The organism is Paenibacillus sp. MT86, from assembly GCF_058792535.1.
Window position 1 is genome coordinate 3,909,750 of the sequence record NZ_CM179499.1, and the last position, 14,869, is coordinate 3,924,618.

Consider the following 14,869-nt stretch of genomic DNA (forward strand, 5'->3'; position numbering starts at 1 on the left):
TCCACGGAGTCGATTGACCCCCGGCGTCACCCTATGCTTCACCAGCCGAACGATTATTTCATCATGCGCTTCAGCTCTTTATACAGCTTACGGTTTAAGTATCGAATCAGTTTAGTCAGCCCATACACAATGGCGATAATCAAGATTGTAATGACGGTCATGAAAATAACGGCACGAATGGATAACGTTCCTCTGAACCATCCCATCATCAGGAGTAAGAGATACGTCACAATGACAACCCAAGTGCTGATTGTGAATAAACGTTTCATTACCATCACTCCCCTTCATGTTGCCGTATGGACCGCGGGACGATGGGACTGAGTTATAAATGCGAGACGGTTCCCCGATCCGATCAAGCGTCCCTAAATTATACCAGATCAAGCAGCTCATAAGATGCTCGGCGAATGATAAAAAAAGAAGATAACCCTGCAAATTCAGGATTATCCTCTCAGCTTCATGATGCCTTGCTATGGTTAAGGTGAGAAATTCTTGTTCTCCATCACGATAACGGACTCCGAGCCGGACCTCGATGCCGCCGTTTGTTTAGTATATAAGACCAGCTCGCGGATCGTGCTGCAGCACTGCTTGGCCCCTGCCACCAATAACGGACTGCCGACGAAACTCAGTTTTAGCCTCTTGGACAAAAATCCCCCGATCGACATGATGATGGGCACGGTAGGCGATGTGTTGGAGAATACGATCGGCTCGTCATTCTGGTATTTGTCTTGAAGAATCAAGCACACATTTTCCAACGCGGGAACTACGACTTTGGATGAACCCCGTCCAATGGTGTACACGGGGTTCCCGTTCTCGTCCAGACCGTGAAAGATAAGTTTACCCATATCGGACGTATTCAGTTTATCGAAATAGTCTACCGCCAGAATCTCCTCTTTCGTAAGCTGGCGATTGGTCGGCAATTTATTCAAATGATAAGCTGCAGCCAGAGATGTTGTATGGGTTCCGCCATAATCATTATAAATAAATATCATGTCCATGACCCCATCCTTCCGATTTAATGAGCTTATTATTACCCATTATGTAAATCTCATTCGCCCGCGATTCATGGATTGCTAGACTTGATACTTTCGCAACTAAAAGAAGCCCTGATGATCAGGGCTTCTTCGGGATGAATCCGATTTAAGATGGACTTAGTCCAGATAAACGGCCTTGCCGATTTTTGCGGATTCGTATAGAGCTTCCAAGATTCGAGATACAACATAAGCTTGTTCTGGGGTTACGACAGGATCCTTATCCTGGTCGATAGCCTCGATCCATCTTCTCATCTCAACATCCGGAGCTTGCTCCTTCTTGCCGTCGTAGAACGCAACCCCGCCGGAGTTCAATTCGATTTCGTTTGTATACAGGCGGCTGAATTTCTCGCCGTTGATGCGAAGACCGTTCTTCATATCGGCTCCGCCTTCCGAACCGCTCAGCGAGCATTTGGCTTCATCGACTTCAAGCGTATTGAGCGCCCAGCTGGATTCCAGCATAATGGTTGCGCCGTTCTCCATCACAATCATGCCGAAGGCGGAATCTTCCACCGTGAATTTTTCGGGATCCCAAGGTCCCCAAGCATTGGCCGCATTCTCCTTGCGGGACAGTTCATGGTATGTGGTGCCGAGTACAATCTTCGGCTTGTAATTATCCATCATCCAGAGCGTCAGATCGAGCGCGTGCGTGCCGATGTCGATAAGCGGCCCGCCGCCTTGTTTTTCCTCATCCAAAAAGACGCCCCAAGTCGGCACGGCTCTTCTCCGTACGGCATGCGCTTTGGCAAAATAAATATTTCCGAGTTCGCCGGCTTCGCATACCTGTTTCAGATAAAGGCTGTCTTCGCGGAAACGGTTATTGTACCCGATCGTCAATTTCTTGCCTGTGCGCTTCGCGGTTTCCATCATAAGCTTGGCATCGGCGGCCGTTTTGGCCATCGGCTTCTCACACATCACATGTTTTCCCGCTTCAAGCGAAGCAATGGAAATCTCGGCATGAGAATCATTAGGGGTCAAGACATGGATAATATCGATGCTTTGATCCTGCAGCAGCTCTTTATAATCGCCATACACTTTTGCTTCCTCAATACCGTACTTGCTAGCCGCTGCTTCTGCCCGATCGATTACGATATCGCAGAATGCCACGAGCTCCACGTTGTTTAATCTGCTTAAGCTCGGAAGATGCTTCCCGTTTGCGATTCCGCCGCAGCCGATAATTCCAATACGATACACTTTAGACATGGATCATCACCATCACTTTTCATTGTTTTTTAAAAATTCATAATTTCTGCTTATTCGAAACGCCTTATAAAACAAGCAGATCGTTGTATGTAATTCTGTCACAACACCTCTACGAATCTCTGAAAGGCACATCACCCTCAACAAAGAGCGGCCTCCAGTCGGCATGTGGATAACCTTCATCCATCCGAAGGGTTGGTGTACGCACCACGTTTAGGGAAGTGGTCCTATGACTGCTCTATCCCTATGGCGTCTTAGAAAAAAAGTAACAATGAGGGAAATCACTCCTTCCGGCAGCCCGTCATTTATTTTCCGAACATCCACATATAAGGTATCACATCTTGCACATTTTTTTAGTCCAACTATGCGACAAATCATATATAAAATTACGACATCATCGCCATGTCTTCAAACAAGGGCTGCCCGTTCCGAAGCACCATGGTTTACATAATATTCGTTATGAAAATATTATAAATTTTACCAGCATGCATGAACCTCCATGCTCCAAATCATATCCCCATCATTTAAATGCTGACCCCTTACAAAGCCGGAGCTGAACCCCCGTCAATATTGATGGAAGTTCCTGTAACATAGGAAGCAGCATCGGAAGCCAAAAATACGATGACTTTTGCCGCTTCCTCCGTATCGCCGATACGCCCGAGCGGGATGTTATGGCGCGGATCCCGGGCGTACTGGTCCCAGGTGAGTTCAGGTGATTCACGTTTCCAACGCGCCTCAAGCTGTGCACTCCGTATCGTTCCGATACATACGGTGTTTACCCGGATATGGTCTTTCGCCAAATCGTGACTCATCGCTTTGGTCATGGCTTGTCCCGCCGCGCGGCTGACGCTGCTTGGCATGGATGAAGCCGGCGGCGTTTTGGCCCAGGATGTCGTCACATTAATAATCGCGCCGCCGCCGGAATTCCGCAGATGAGGGACGGCCGCACGCGAAAAACGAATCGCGCCGAACAGCTTGAGATCCAGATCGGATGCCCATGATTCGTCGTCGATCTGCTCAAACGGCTTCGCTGCGGCGGTTCCGGCATTGTTCACCAGGATATCGAGCCGTCCGTAGCGGCTGACGGTTTCGTTTACGGCTCGCATGCAATCCTCAGGTTTCGTAACATCCGCTGCGATGGTTAACGCTTCGGATTTCGATAGATGCCTGATATGATCCGCGGCAGCCCTTAACTGCTCCTCATCTCGTGCACATATGGCAACTTTAGCCCCTTCCAACGCAAACGTAACGGCGGTTTCAAGGCCAATCCCCCTGCTCCCCCCGGTAATCAACGCAACCTTTCCATGGAGTCCCATATCCATGATCCATCAGCTCCTTTAACTGGATTGCTTGAATCTTTGCCTCTAAGTACAGCTTCAACATCAACCAGGAGTTTTCCTCTTTATTTCATCTATTACGCTGCTGATCTGCATGGCCTTTACGAATGAGCGACATGGGAAGCCAATAAAAAAAGCCGCGATAAACTCGCGGCTAACTTCACTTCTATTTGTCTCCAAAATCATGATTGGATTCCCTTCTTGCAAAATCCACAAACTGAAATTTATCCAATCGATGTCTGGATTCCGTGTACTGGAAAAGCGTGGTATCTTCCAAGTGGACGTAACCTCGGACGACGACGACATGGGTATCGCTTCCAAGATCCATATAGGACTGGTCCATCGTCGTAGCTCGTTCCACGGAGATGATTTTTTTCGAGTAACTGATCTTTAGATGGAGCTCCTGCTCCAAGTATTGATAGATGGAATCGCCCGTAATTTCTCTCGTTAAACCCGTCACGATGTCGGCAAGCAAATAATCCACATCGAGGATGATGCGCTCCCCTTCAATTTCCCTGGATCGGATCACCTTCCACACGAGCCGGTCCGGGCGGGTGTGCAGCTCCTTGGCGATGGCTTCCCCGGCCGGAACGCACTCCGTTTCATGCACAATCGTACGGCTTTTCCGGCCAATCCGCTCCGCCATTTCCTTATAACTGACAAGCCCCGTAACCGGGAAATTCATTCTTCCGGTATCCAGCACAAACGAACCTTTGCCTTTCACCTTATGAATATAGCCGTTTTGGGCGAGTAAATTCAATCCCTTGCGGACCGTTTCCCTTGTAATTTGATAGGTTGCCGCAAGCTCGTTCTCCGAGGGCAGCTTGCTGCCGGGCTGCAAAGCGCCGGTTTCGATTTGGTCGGCATAGTCTTTATACAGCGTCCAATAAATGTTGTTCGTCATCCTTTATCACCATCAGCTATTGTACCATTTTCCAGCAGCCAACACATGTTAAATAGGAACCTATCAGCTTCCATTACCGAGTGTCACCTGAAGCACTCGCGTTTCGCCAGGAAGCGCCTCGCCTTCAAACTCTGTCACGTTCTGAATGTGGTCTTGCCCATCCGGAATAATGACTGGCGTAATGACCGGCAATCCGGCTTGCTGAATGCGATCGATATCGAATTCAAGCAGCAGCTGCCCTTTCCTTATCTCCGCACCCGTTTCGACATGTGCCTTGAATCCTTCGCCTTTTAACGAAACGGTGTTGATTCCGACGTGAATCAGGATCTGGATTCCGTTCGCATCCGTCAAAATAATCGCATGTTTGCTCTTCTTGATGAGATGGGCGACTTGGCCGTCAAAAGGAGCATACACTTTGCCTTCGGACGGGATGATGGCAATGCCCTGGCCCATTTGTTTCTCGGCGAAGGCAGGGTCCGGTACCTCTGACAGCGGAACCACTTTCCCTTTGATCGGTGCCATGACCTCTAATGCGCCTTGTTGCGCCGCTTCCATGGTTAGACTGTTTGCCGTTTCCGTCGACGCGAACGACTCGGATTGAAGACTGCCGTTCGATTCCGTTTTAACAGTTTCGGCTCTTCCATCTAAGCCGGCAGCATTCCCATCCGCTGCAGTTGCATGTCTAGACTGCTTGGACAACTGGTAGCGCCCGAACAGCAATGTCCCCGCGAACGGAACGACCAGTACAATCGCCATACCAATGAAGAAGACACCCCACTGGTTAGGGAAGATGGACAGGAATCCCGGAATTCCGCCCACGCCGATCGATGAAGCCAGAACGTTGTTCACGGCCAGCAGCACGCCGGCAATCCCGGATCCGATCATACCGAAAATAAAAGGATATTTATGGCGAACGTTGACCCCGAAGATGGCGGGCTCCGTAACCCCCAAGAAGGCCGAGATGGAAGATGTAACGGCAAGTCCTTTCGCCTTCTGCTCCTTCATGATAAACATCATGGCCAGCGCTGCGGCACCTTGAGCAATATTAGACAGCGCCAGCATCGGCCACAGGAACGTTCCGCCTTCGCTGCCGATGAGCTGAATGTCCACCGCAAGGAAGGTATGATGCATCCCCGTAATAACAAGGAGTGCATACAGTCCGCCATAGATCAGGCCGCCCAGAGCGGCAAAGGAATCAAAAATGCTGACTAGGCCTGAAGTATGAACGTTGCCGATGGCAAATGTGATCGGCCCCACCAGAACAAACGCGAGGAACCCGGTCACCAACAGGGCAACGGGTGCCACGACAAGCAGCTTGATGGAATCGTGGACGCGTTTGTTCAGAAACTTCTCGATTTTGGCCAAAATATAAGCCGAGACAAGAACCGGCAGCACCTGGCCTTGATAACCGATTTTCTCCACTTCAAAGCCGAACAGGTTCCAAACCGGAACCGTGCCTTCAAGTTTGGCATCCGCATACTGGTAGGCGCTAAGCAGATCCGGGTTTACCAGGATCAGGCCCAGCACGATTCCAAGGAGCGGATTGCCACCGAACTGACGTACCGCCGACCAGCCGATCAGGACAGGCAGGAAAGTAAAAGCGGTGCTTGCAATCAGATTGATGATCGAGGCTACGTCCGCCCACTCGGGATGGACCTGAATCAACGATTGTCCTTCATAGAATATGCCCGGCCCCGTAAGCAGATTGTTAATCCCTAACAATAAACCTGCCATGACGATCGCCGGCAGAATCGGGATGAAAATATCCGCAAGCGTTTTAATGGCACGCTGAAGCGGATTTTGCTTCTTGCTCGCAATGTTCTTCACTTCATCCTTCGATACTCTCGCACCGCCGGTGATATCCATCATTTCGTTGTAAACCTGGTCTACAAGACCCGGTCCGATTACGACCTGAAATTGACCCTGGGAAGAGAACTGCCCTTTCACCAGGTCGTTCTCATCAAGTGCCCGGGAATCCACCTTGCTGTCGTCCACCAGGGCAAATCTTAATCGGGTTACGCAATGCGTAGCGGCTTCGATATTGTCTTTTCCGCCGACTGCCTCGACAATGCGCTCCACGTTTTTGCGATCAATGGCCATAGCTCTACGCTCCTGACATTTATGAATTTAGTTATTGTGAATAAGCCACATATAGGAAGCATACGGTCGAAGTGCAACTGTTGGCATGAGCTTGGGTTCTTCCGTTGTGTTGCCAATTAACAGCTGAACTGATCGACTTTCGGTCAGATTGTCTTTCATTTTCTCGGGCAGCTCGAACGATACGTCGCGGTCGCTGAAATTGGAAATGACAACAAGCGTCTGCTCCTTGTTCGTTCTGGCATACGCATATATTTCGGGATGGCCTTCATCCAGACGAACATATTCACCGTCCGTCATCACCGGAAGGTTCTTACGCATTTCAATCAGTTTCCGGTAATGATGATAGATCGATTGCGGATTATCCACTTCGGATTGCGCATTGATCAGCGGATACCGCTCATCGAGCTTGATCCAAGGCGTCCCCGTCGTAAATCCCGCTTGATCGCCGTCATGCCAAGGCATGGGTAATCTGGAGTTGTCGCGCGAGCGCACCCTGACGATATGGGCAGCCTCCTCCGGCGTTCTTCCTTGCTCTTGGAGGATGGTATACATGTTTAGAGATTCAACATCCCTAAACTCGGATATGTCATTCCACTTCGGATCGGGCATGCCGATCTCTTCGCCCTGATACACATATGGCGTGCCCTGCAATCCGTGAAGCGTCGTAGCCAGCATTTTTGCGCTTTCCGAGCGGTATTCGCCATCATTGGTGAACCGGGTCAGCGCCCGCGGCTGATCATGGTTATTCCAGAAGAGGGCATTCCAGCCTCCGCCCTTCTGCATGCCGATCTGCCAATCGGAAAGCACCCGCTTCAATTCTTCGAAATCGTAAGGCTTGAGCTCCCACTTTTGCCCGTTGGGGTAGTCCACCTTCAAGTGGTGGAAGTTGAACGTCATGGAGAATTCGTTCTCCTTCGGGTTCGAGTAACGAATGCAATGTTCCAAGGTTGTGGAGGACATTTCTCCTACCGTGACGAGATTGTAAGGCTTGAACACTTTTTCGTTCAATTCCTTAATGTATTCATGCACGCGGGGGCCATCCGTATAAAACCTGCGCCCGTCGCCAGGCGCCACGGAACCGTCATCATCGGGATAAGCGGGATCCTTCGATATGAGATTGATGACATCCATCCGGAATCCGCTGACGCCCTTGTCCGCCCAGAACGTGAGAATGTCCACAACCTCCGCCCGGACCTTCTCGTTCTCCCAATTCAGATCGGCCTGCGTTTTGTCAAACAATGTCAAGTAATATTGCCCTGTCCCCTCGTCATACTGCCACGCCGGGCCTCCAAACTTGGATTGCCAGTTATTCGGCGGGCCGCCGTCTTCCGCGGGATCCCGCCAGATGTAATAGTCGCGATACGGGTTATCGCGTGAGGAAATGGCTTCTTTAAACCATCGATGCTCGGTTGAAGAATGATTCACGACGATGTCGATCATCAAATGCATGTCTCTCTTTTTTAATTCGGCAACAAGTTCATCGAAATCGTCCATCGTCCCGTATGCAGGATCGATGCTGCAATAATCCGCGACGTCGTAACCGTTATCATTTTGCGGAGAAACATACACCGGCTGGAGCCACACAATGTCGATGCCAAGTCCCTTTATATAATCAAGCTTTTCCATGAGCCCGCATATATCGCCGGTTCCCCGGCCGGTTGTATCGTTGAAGCTCTTCGGGTATACCTGATAAACCGTCGAAGTTCTCCACCAATCTTGAGATTGGGTTCCTGGGTTCTGCATGTAACTGGGTCCTCCTCGTCATCTTGTATATACAGGTTGCATATAGGAAAATCATATACATGTATATACAGGTTGTCAACCGTTTAACAATTAATACCCACTTCCCGGACGTTTCGACTACTAAAATTACAATTTAATTGGAATTTTCTTCTGAGTTCACGTAAAAAAGACTCCTTGAAGGAGTCTTTTTTTAACATAGTATAATGTATGGATACCATCGAAAAGGTCTCCATTATGCCGATCAAGCTCCGGGCTCCCCTGCGTGATCCGTGACCAGTCGATAGGTTAAGCCCTGTTCTGTTTCAAATGAAAATACGCCTTTGGCGGAGGCCGGTATGGGAATGCTGGTATCGCCTTGGTAAACCGCAATCCCATTTCCATGTCCATTGCCTATGCTTAAGCTGCATACATTCCCCAACCGAGACATGATCTCTGCCTCCGTCAGTCTTCCATTCTTCCAGCGAATACCGACTTCAAAGCCGCCTCGTGCCCGCAATCCACGTACCTCGCCTTCCGGCCATGCATCCGGCAGAGCCGGCAGCAGCACGAGTAAGGAGCGATGCGACTGCAGCAGCATTTCCGCAATTCCCGCTGTAGCTGCGAAGTTGCCGTCGATCTGAAAAGGAGGATGCGCTCCTAATAAACTCGCATACACACCTCCATGATCGTAACGTTCCGAGTCCCCGTCCCGCACCAATCTCAGCATATTGGTTAACAGCCGGAGCGCACGGTTGCCGTCACCGAACCGGCTCCATAGCGCCACCCTCCAGCCCAGGCTCCAGCCCGTGCTTTCCTCCCCGCGACGCTCCAAAGAGGTTTGGGCAGCTGCAAACAGTTCCGGGCTTTCTTCCGCAGATAGCTGCCGTCCAGGATAAACCCCGACGAGGTGGGACGTGTGCCGATGAAATACGTCCTCATCCTCGGAGTCATGGGACCATTCCTGCAGCTGGCCGTATCGGCCGACCTGCAGAGGCAGCAAACGTTCGCGTTTGCTGCTCCATTCCTCCCGGAATTCCTCATCCACGCCGAGAATGCCGGCGGCCTCCATGCAATTGGTGAACAGCTCCCATATGAGGGAAATATCCATGGTCGCCCCTTCGCTGATGGCCGCCATCCCTTCAGACGTGCGGAATTTATGCTCAGGCGAGGTCGACGGCGAGGTCACGAGATGGCCTGCGTCGTTTTCTATAAGCCAGTCCAAAGCAAATAAAGAAGCTTCCTTCATCAGGGGATAAGCGAACGATCGTAAATAAGCTTCATCGCCGCTGTATGCGTAATGCTCCCATAAGTGCTGCGTTAACCAGATTCCTCCCATTTGCCAAAGCGCCCAGGAAGGATCGCCGTCCCCGTAATTGCCGACCGGTGCGGTATGGGCCCAGATATCCGTATTGTGATGAACGGTCCAGCCCCGGGTGCCATAATGGACGGCGGCGGTTTCCGCACCGTTTACCGACAGGCTTCTGATCAGCTCCAGCAGAGGCTGATGGCATTCTGCCAAATTGCATACCTCCGCGGGCCAATAGTTCATTTGCGCATTGATGTTTAAGGTCCAATTGCTGCTCCACGGCGGCCGGGTTGAAGCATTCCATATCCCCTGAAGATTGGCGGCTTGCGTTCCGGGCCTGGAGCTTGAAATCAGGAGATAGCGGCCATAGTGGAACAGCAGCTCGACCAAGCCTGGATCCCGGGCACCGAATCGCTCGATTCTCTCCCCCGTGTCCATATCTTCTGCAGCCAGCGTCTCGCCTAATCGAAGACTGACGCGGTCAAACAGGCTGCGATAATCATTGATGTGGCGATCGCGCAGCTCTGTCCAGGACTGGCTGCATGCGGCTTTCATGGTCCCCGCAGTCAGAGCAGCGGCGGCAGCCGCCGGATGGTCTCCGCCATCGCGGTGACCGGGAATTTGGTCAAATCCGTTGAAGCTGGTGGCCGCAGTGAAGTAAATGACCGCTTCGCTCGCATCCAGTACATGAATGCCAGCTGAATCCACGGTAACGCGGCCATCCGTTTCGGCCACCGCCAGCCGACCATTGAAAGCCATGGCAGCGGTATGATCAGGATCGCCGTAACGGATAGGATGATCAGAGGAAACGTAGCTGGGCTCGACGCGTTCCGGCGCAAATCCCGACATGGCGTACATATCTTCTTCGGTCTTTACGGTATAACGCAGCGGGCTTTCCAGATAGGCATGAAAGTTCAGGGCGCAAGCAGCGCTCGAGGTTAACCGCAAGGCAATCATCTGGTCCGGGCTGGACGCGAAGCATTCCCTTGTGTAGGTCACCTCGCCGATGCGGTATTCCGCTCGTTGAACGGCATTGGCGATATCCAGCGTTCTTCGGTAAGAATGAAACACGCCTCCATGATCAAACCTGAGGCATAAGTCTCCTAACGGCAGGTAAGATTCCGTATAGGGCCCCATCATCTTGCGCCCTAGCTGATCAGCCTCCATATAACGTCCCTGGCTTGCCAGCTCCCGGATCTCCGGCAACGCTTCCAGGGCAGACGGGTTGTTCCAATCCCTGGGATAACCGGACCAGAGCGTGTCCTCGTTCAAGCTGATCGTTTCACGCTCCACGCAGCCGTAGACCATGCCTCCAAGACGTCCGTTGCCGATCGGCAGCGCCTCGGTCCAGACCGTCGCCGGTTTCACATACTGTAATTTCATGTTTGCCTCCACTCGCCTTGCCTCCTTTATTTCAATTCGTCATACTCCAATTCATCAAAAAGTCGAATTCATTGCGCTCCGTCAGCTCATCCCTGCCGAACTGCTCTTTCATGATGCTAATCATCCGATGGATCGGCACGCTGTTCCGATGAGCCAAATACAACCCGAACAGCAGCCCGACGATCATGGCGCCTCCGGTAATGAACCAGGACGCTTGTTGGATTTGATCGGCATTCTCCATCAAGGCGCTGCGGGGGATGCCGGCCTGATAGACCCAACCGCTCTTATCGGAGCGCGTGGTGATCACAAGGTCATTCTTGTAGAACTGGCTGGTTTTGTTCTGATCGAATGCCGGATCGTTCATGATTTGGCTTACATCGGATTCCATGTTTCCTTGAAGAGCAAGCGTATTCCCGTTCCCGTCGTGGATGTGGACCCAGCCGCCGTAGTTGTCGGTTAACCCCGAGAATAATCCGGCAATCGTCCGTGCATCGATCACGACCACAACATTGGCTGGGGAGGAATCATTAAAGCTGTCCAGCGGGAGCGATTGCATGTACGTGATGACCGAGGTTTCGTTGTCCCTTTCCCCAAAAGGAAGAGAGCGGTTTGATTTCACTGCGATGGGCTTTCTCCAGGATCTGTTGTTTCCATTCCTCAAAACTGAGATCGTCATAATGAAAAAACTCATAATAATGCTCCGGCCGATAAGAGGAGCCTGACGTTACAATCAAGTCGTAGTTCGCCAAATAGATGTAGTAATGCTGAAGAAAATCGTTGGTTTGACCGAAAGTCAGCACATTGCGCATCGTTCTCCATATGCCATAAACATCCCTTTGGGCAAGATGATCGTTGAGAAGCACGTTAAGGTCTTGATTGATCGCCAGCTGCCGCGTCATCCCTTCCACTTCCGCCATCCTGTGTTCCAGCAGCTCCTGGCTTTTCTCGAGCTGAACGATGCTGTTCTCAATCGAAATGGATTGCGTTACGGAGATGGAGGTCAAGTAGGATATGTATCCTCCGATGGTGGGAATGAGCAGAATGGCAATATAGGAGATGAGAAAGCTGCGAAAAACCTTCGATTGCTTAAGAATAGATATCCCCCCTTATGTGACAGCGTTTTCAAAAAATAACGACTCAAGTTCTCCCGCCAGCTATAAATTTGATCATAATGGATGTTTGCGGCGCAAGGGTAGGTACTTCTGCGTATGGCAGGGTACATTTTTCCATACCAGGCCTGCATGCGGCTAAATGACGGAAAGTAACTCCATATTAGGGGAATCGGCAAGCTTGGTAAATATCCGATTGTTAAGGTTCATGATGCTTTATGACAATAACGGAAAATAACCATGCCTTTGGATATTTTGACCATTGTCCACATAAAAAAAGCCGCGTTTTCACGCGGCAGCTGACGTTTAATCCCACCAAAAATACCAGATATCGCGCTTCATTAAATAGTCCGCATAATGTCCAAGCGTCGGAAACCCGTCCATGACATATTGGCAGAAAATAAAATGCTCCTTGGCGAGCCGTAATGCTTCTTCAAACGTTTGGGGTCGTTTTCCGGCCTGAAGAATCCAAGTATCTTGCGAAACGGCCACAATGTTAATCTGATACCTCTGCTGAAAATGCTTAAAAATCACCGACTGATGCTCGGGCAGCGGACATTCGTTATAACCTCCCATCGGAACCCACAGCGGTGCTTCATATCCGGCTTCGGCCGGCAGCGTCAGCAGGATCACCTGCTCGTCCTCTTCCACCTTTCCCTGTACCCATGACGTATTCCAGTCAAAGGGCTCGGTATCCGATTCGCCAAACTCTTCGTTGAGCATTTCGCTGCCTTCCCATAATAATGAATAAGAACGATATAACTCCTCAAAGCTCTTGCCTTCTATTTCTTCCGGTTCCAGCGCAATATCCGTATAGGATAATCGCGAAGCCACGATTTTTCCCAACACATCTTTCATGCTTAACCGCTGAACTTGCTCCAGCTCCTTGTTCACGTATTCAGAAAGGGTTTCTTCTTCGCATATTTCCTCCATCATTTCCACCAGATTGTAGCCGGGAGCGATGAGAATCTTGTGCTCCCCTTCCTTTGGGACAGGGAGCGTTAAGCCATCCAAATCCATAACTTCAATATCACATTCGCTTAAATAATTTGCAAGCTCTTTGACCATATGTACACCTCGAATATAGCAGATATTGAAACCAGTATAAGTTCTTACCCTTAATTTTACAAATGATAGAACCACTTAGATAGTCACATATAAACAAGTTCAAGAGGACGAGCTTTACGCTCGTCCTCTTGTGTATGGACAGCCATGTCCATGCTGTAATGGATTAATTGACGGTCAGGGACGCATCGGTTTCTCCTGCCCACTCGCCTACCGGTTTGATGGTATACGTCGATCCCGGCTTCAATTTACTTTCCTGCGTCAGATCGAATATGCCTACGGCTCCTTTTCGGCTTGAATATTTATAGGTCGCAATGTGTTGATTGCCGTCAGCGTCGGTCAATTCCACGCTCCGGCCGGAGAACAGCTCATCCCCCGGATCCTCGGACAACGTGATGGCAATGGAACTGTCGCTGACTGCCTCGGCTCCGATGATGTCCAGCGGAGCAAACGATCCTGCAACGAATGACGGATTGGCGATCTGAGCCCAGTCCGAAGAAACGGTGTAAGTGACGCCCGGCGTCAACGTCTGGCCTTCCGGCAATCGGAATTTCGGCTCTTGCTTGCCGTCGGTGGATTGGGTGAAGGGTACGTATTTGGCCACGATAGGTTGTCCGCCTGCAGGCGTAATCGTAACTTCCCTGGCTTGACCAGAAGATATGATCTGATAGACCTTGCCATCGGCGCTGTTGTTCTCATCCAATACGAAGGCATTGGCTCCGCGGCCTCCGCTATAAGCGGAAATAACATAACCGTAGTCGACGACGCCATTCTCCTTGAGCGCCTCCAATTCAAATGTATCCTGGGTGACCTGTCTAGCCTCGGTCATGTCCAGCTTCGTGCTGTTTCCTGTAAATGTACCTGCTGTTTTCCCTTTATAGGTCAGCGTATACGATGTCCCCGGTTTTTGAACGGAAGTTGGAACGATATAGGTGGAAATAGAACCCGTCTTCAGACGCGGCATATTCGTTAGGGCAAGACCGTCGTTAAATTTAAAATCTTCTTTGGCTTTGGCAAACGACTCATCGTCCGATGTCAATGGAGCATCAAAGGTGACGATCAAGGTGATGGCATTCAGTGCGCGGACGCTCGTGATTTTTGCTTTTTCCGACGGTATTGCGTCATGTGCAATGCTTATCAAATAGGCTGCTTGACCTCGAGTGGCATGACCCTCCTCGGAATAAAAACGTTGCGCCCAGTAATCCACGGACTTCGCATCTCGTTTCAGAGCCTTAGACACCATCTGTACCAGTTCGGCGTGGGTAACGCTTCCCCTTGGATCAAAACGTCCGTCCGGTGCCTGCATCATATCTAGTGCTACCAGCTCAGTTGCGTACCGCTCATACCACGCGTTTGATTTCACATCCGTGAAGCTTGGCTCTGTCTCCGCTTTGCCTTCAAGTCCAAACGCAAGCACCAGCATTTTCGCCATCTCCGCCCGTGTGATCGGACTTGTTATCCCCATCGTGCCGTCTTGGTAACCCTGCATCACGCGCAGCTGGGACAGCCCTTGAACGGCTTGCTCTATATCTTGGGCAGCGAGCGGCGCTTGTGCAGCATCGGCCTGCAGAACATGAAACGGAAGCGTCGCCGTTCCCAGTGCGGCGGCCAGCATCATGGCCGCCAGTTTATTCGAATACTTCTTCATAAGTAAGTCCTCCCTATCTTCGATGATGAACGATAATCGTCATATCTCCATGATAGATGAGAGTCCT

12 protein-coding genes are annotated in these 14,869 nt (G+C 50.7%); all 12 read right to left on the reverse strand.

Going from position 1 to position 14,869, the window contains the following annotated elements; translation table 11 throughout:
• Positions 1-53: 53 nt before the first annotated feature.
• Positions 54-269: a hypothetical protein gene (locus tag AC3RCL_RS17245; protein WP_015734971.1), complete on the reverse strand. Its 216-nt coding sequence runs from the start codon at positions 267-269 to the stop codon at positions 54-56.
• A gap of 204 nt (positions 270-473) precedes the next feature.
• Positions 474-989 (reverse strand): DUF3189 family protein, encoded by a 516-nt coding sequence (locus AC3RCL_RS17250; protein ID WP_015734970.1) that lies wholly within the window; start codon positions 987-989, stop codon positions 474-476.
• A gap of 159 nt (positions 990-1,148) precedes the next feature.
• Complete coding sequence (locus tag AC3RCL_RS17255) at positions 1,149-2,231, reverse strand: Gfo/Idh/MocA family protein (protein WP_015734969.1); 1,083 nt, start codon at positions 2,229-2,231, stop codon at positions 1,149-1,151.
• Between the two features lie 536 nt (positions 2,232-2,767).
• Entirely contained in the window at positions 2,768-3,550 is a 783-nt protein-coding gene (locus AC3RCL_RS17260; RefSeq protein WP_036663369.1) for an SDR family NAD(P)-dependent oxidoreductase, read from the reverse strand.
• A gap of 181 nt (positions 3,551-3,731) precedes the next feature.
• Entirely contained in the window at positions 3,732-4,469 is a 738-nt protein-coding gene (treR, locus tag AC3RCL_RS17265) for a trehalose operon repressor (RefSeq protein ID WP_015734967.1), read from the reverse strand.
• Between the two features lie 63 nt (positions 4,470-4,532).
• A complete protein-coding gene (gene treP, locus AC3RCL_RS17270; RefSeq protein ID WP_492530952.1) occupies positions 4,533-6,569 on the reverse strand; it encodes a PTS system trehalose-specific EIIBC component in 2,037 nt (678 codons plus the stop codon).
• Between the two features lie 27 nt (positions 6,570-6,596).
• Positions 6,597-8,312 carry an alpha,alpha-phosphotrehalase gene (gene treC, locus AC3RCL_RS17275; RefSeq protein ID WP_036663371.1) on the reverse strand — a complete coding sequence of 572 codons (1,716 nt, stop codon included), beginning with the start codon at positions 8,310-8,312 and terminating at the stop codon, positions 6,597-6,599.
• A 241-nt stretch (positions 8,313-8,553) separates the two neighbouring features.
• Positions 8,554-10,980 (reverse strand): glycoside hydrolase family 95 protein, encoded by a 2,427-nt coding sequence (locus AC3RCL_RS17280; protein ID WP_492530955.1) that lies wholly within the window; start codon positions 10,978-10,980, stop codon positions 8,554-8,556.
• A 31-nt stretch (positions 10,981-11,011) separates the two neighbouring features.
• Entirely contained in the window at positions 11,012-11,599 is a 588-nt protein-coding gene (locus tag AC3RCL_RS17285; RefSeq protein ID WP_251495129.1) for a hypothetical protein, read from the reverse strand.
• A complete protein-coding gene (locus AC3RCL_RS17290; RefSeq protein ID WP_051425366.1) occupies positions 11,508-11,984 on the reverse strand; it encodes a hypothetical protein in 477 nt (158 codons plus the stop codon). Before AC3RCL_RS17290 ends, AC3RCL_RS17285 begins: the two co-directional genes overlap by 92 nt.
• Before the next feature lie 411 nt (positions 11,985-12,395).
• Complete coding sequence (locus AC3RCL_RS17295) at positions 12,396-13,157, reverse strand: DUF4253 domain-containing protein (protein ID WP_492530958.1); 762 nt, start codon at positions 13,155-13,157, stop codon at positions 12,396-12,398.
• Positions 13,158-13,320: 163 nt separating this feature from the next.
• Positions 13,321-14,802: an S-layer homology domain-containing protein gene (locus tag AC3RCL_RS17300; protein ID WP_492530960.1), complete on the reverse strand. Its 1,482-nt coding sequence runs from the start codon at positions 14,800-14,802 to the stop codon at positions 13,321-13,323.
• Positions 14,803-14,869 lie beyond the last annotated feature (67 nt).

Excerpts from the sequence above, each read along its gene's own strand:
- AC3RCL_RS17280 (WP_492530955.1), bottom strand. The coding sequence starts at position 10,980 with ATGAAATTACAGTATGTGAAACCGGCGACGGTCTGGACCGAGGCGCTG.
- treC (WP_036663371.1), bottom strand. The coding sequence starts at position 8,312 with ATGCAGAACCCAGGAACCCAATCTCAAGATTGGTGGAGAACTTCGACG.
- treR (WP_015734967.1), bottom strand. The coding sequence starts at position 4,469 with ATGACGAACAACATTTATTGGACGCTGTATAAAGACTATGCCGACCAA.
- AC3RCL_RS17295 (WP_492530958.1), bottom strand. The coding sequence starts at position 13,157 with ATGGTCAAAGAGCTTGCAAATTATTTAAGCGAATGTGATATTGAAGTT.
- AC3RCL_RS17245 (WP_015734971.1), bottom strand. The coding sequence starts at position 269 with ATGAAACGTTTATTCACAATCAGCACTTGGGTTGTCATTGTGACGTAT.
- AC3RCL_RS17260 (WP_036663369.1), bottom strand. The coding sequence starts at position 3,550 with ATGGATATGGGACTCCATGGAAAGGTTGCGTTGATTACCGGGGGGAGC.
- AC3RCL_RS17250 (WP_015734970.1), bottom strand. The coding sequence starts at position 989 with ATGATATTTATTTATAATGATTATGGCGGAACCCATACAACATCTCTG.
- AC3RCL_RS17300 (WP_492530960.1), bottom strand. The coding sequence starts at position 14,802 with ATGAAGAAGTATTCGAATAAACTGGCGGCCATGATGCTGGCCGCCGCA.
- AC3RCL_RS17255 (WP_015734969.1), bottom strand. The coding sequence starts at position 2,231 with ATGTCTAAAGTGTATCGTATTGGAATTATCGGCTGCGGCGGAATCGCA.
- treP (WP_492530952.1), bottom strand. The coding sequence starts at position 6,569 with ATGGCCATTGATCGCAAAAACGTGGAGCGCATTGTCGAGGCAGTCGGC.